General features: G+C 60.7%; 3 protein-coding genes. All 3 read right to left on the reverse strand.

The features are described 5' to 3' along the window. Positions 1-216 (reverse strand): SMC-Scp complex subunit ScpB (locus ACSHXH_RS19570; RefSeq protein WP_435673478.1); only part of this gene is annotated, 216 nt, incomplete at its 3' end. Then, a complete protein-coding gene (locus ACSHXH_RS19575; protein WP_435673479.1) occupies positions 213-1,073 on the reverse strand; it encodes a segregation and condensation protein A in 861 nt (286 codons plus the stop codon). The genes ACSHXH_RS19575 and ACSHXH_RS19570, both read right to left, overlap by 4 nt. After that, positions 1,070-2,064 (reverse strand): beta-N-acetylhexosaminidase (gene nagZ, locus ACSHXH_RS19580; RefSeq protein WP_435673480.1); only part of this gene is annotated, 995 nt, incomplete at its 5' end. The genes nagZ and ACSHXH_RS19575, both read right to left, overlap by 4 nt.

A 2,064-nucleotide genomic window follows, 5' to 3' on the forward strand; every position in this document is an offset into this window, starting at 1 on the left:
GTGCGCAAGATCAGGCGCGGTTTCAAAATGCCAGCGTTTGCCGCGCTCAACCAAATGCAGCCCGCGATCCGCATAATGCGCCTGAAGCGCCTTTAACGCATCGCGCACCACAGGCTTTTCCAGCCCGCCCAAATGCGCGGCCATCGCTTCGACAGTCAGGGGTTCTTCAGAGGCGAACAAAGTGGCTTCAAGCCCGCGCTCCACATCGTCCGTCATGCCGACGCACCCTCTTTCAAGCGGCGAATGCGCAGCGGGGCGTAGGCTTCTTCTTGCGCAAGCTCTGCCCGGCCCAATCGCGCCAATTCCAGCGCCGCAACAAAGCTGGAGGCGAGCGCGGATTTGCGCAATGCTGGCTCAGCGTGTTTCGGCAGAAAGTCGCGGATTTCCATCCATTCCAACGTAACTCCCAGCATTGCAGACACTCGGTCGAGCGCACTGTCGAGGGTCATCACCGGGCGATCGGAAACGTGGTATATACGCGGCGCAGTGCGCGCTTTGACTTGGCCGTATGCCTGAATGAGCGAATAGGCGTCGCTCTTCCACAAGGTCTTGCGATCCGTGCGCAGCCCCTCCGGCGCGCCGCGCACAAAGATATCGCGCCCGATCCGATCCCGCGCCATCAGCCGCGCCGCCGCCTCTCGCATCGCGCCCAGCCGTTGGAGACGTAATTGCAGGCGCAGCGCTAGCTCTTCGGGGCTTGGGTCTTCCTGCTCATCTTTAGGCAGCAACAACGCTGATTTCAGGTAAGCAAGCCACGCCGCCATCACGAGGTAATCAGCGGCCAGCTCCAGCCGCATGTTCTGCGCCTGCTCAACATAATCGAGATATTGATCGACGAGCGCGAGGATCGAAATCTGGCGCAAATCGACCTTTTGACGGCGAGATAGGTCAAGCAGCAGATCGAGCGGCCCTTCCCACCCATCTAGCTCCAGATAAAGCGCATCGTCGCCGCGTTTTGCTCCGGGCTGCGCGGCATCGTCTGTCGGCCAATTTTCGGGCATCTCAGCAGTGGGTTCACCCGCACCCACAGCGCCGCCGGTTAGCATGAATCCGTCTTGGGTGCTCGGGCTCATGCGGCCTCCCCCGATAGCGCGAGCAGCGTATCGCGTTTGGCGAGCAGTTCGGTTTGCTCATCAACGACGGTGTCGGAAATGCGCGTGCCCTCCAATGCCTTATCTAGCCGCGCGGTAACCGCATCTGACATCGGGGCAAGAGCATCGCAAATGCCGGTCATATCATCCACTTTCGCCCAGCAATTCAGCACAATATCGCAGCCAGCCGCCTGCGCCTTGGCAGAGCGTTCTGGGATAGTGCCGTCCAGCGCCTCCATATCGATATCATCGGTCAGCAGCAGACCATCGAAGCCGATCTCTCCGCGAATGATGTCTTTGATGATTGCGGGCGAAAGCGTCGCGGGGTGCTCCGTATCCCAAACGGGGAATTTGAGATGACCGGTCATCCCTATCAAAGCCGAATTCAGCGCGCGGAACGGCGAAAGGTCGCTTTGCAATTCTTCCACGCTCGCATGGACCGTCGGCATTTCTTTGTGCGTATCGACATTGGATCGCCCGTGGCCCGGCATATGTTTGATACAGCCCGTGACCCCGCCCGCAGCCAGTCCGTCTAGGATCGCGCGTCCAATCGCTGCGACTTGCATCGGATCGCTGCCCAGCGCGCGGTCGCCGATCACATCATGCGCGCCTGCCTGCCGCACATCGAGCGGCGGGTGATAATCAACCGTAATTCCCATCGCTGACAATTCGAGGCCCATCGCCTTCGCGCCCACACGCGCCGCTTCAATCGCGCTGGCAGGGGCCACGTCATAGAGACGGTCAAACGCTTCTCCCGATGGGTAAGCCGCCCATTGCGGAGGGCGCAGACGAGCGACGCGTCCGCCTTCTTGATCAATCGAAATAAGCAGGCGTTCGCGACCGTGCAATTCGCGCAGCTCGTCCGTCAACGCGCGCAATTGCGCCGGGTCGATGCAGTTGCGACCAAACAGGATATAGCCCGCAGGGTCAGCCTCGCGGAAGAAAGCGCGCTCATCTGCCGTCAGTTCAGGGC

This window comes from Marivita sp., from assembly GCF_051251565.1.
GTDB lineage: Bacteria > Pseudomonadota > Alphaproteobacteria > Rhodobacterales > Rhodobacteraceae > Marivita.

Bases quoted from the DNA above. Each gene is read 5' to 3' on its own strand.
- ACSHXH_RS19575 (WP_435673479.1), bottom strand. From the start codon at position 1,073: ATGAGCCCGAGCACCCAAGACGGATTCATGCTAACCGGCGGCGCTGTG.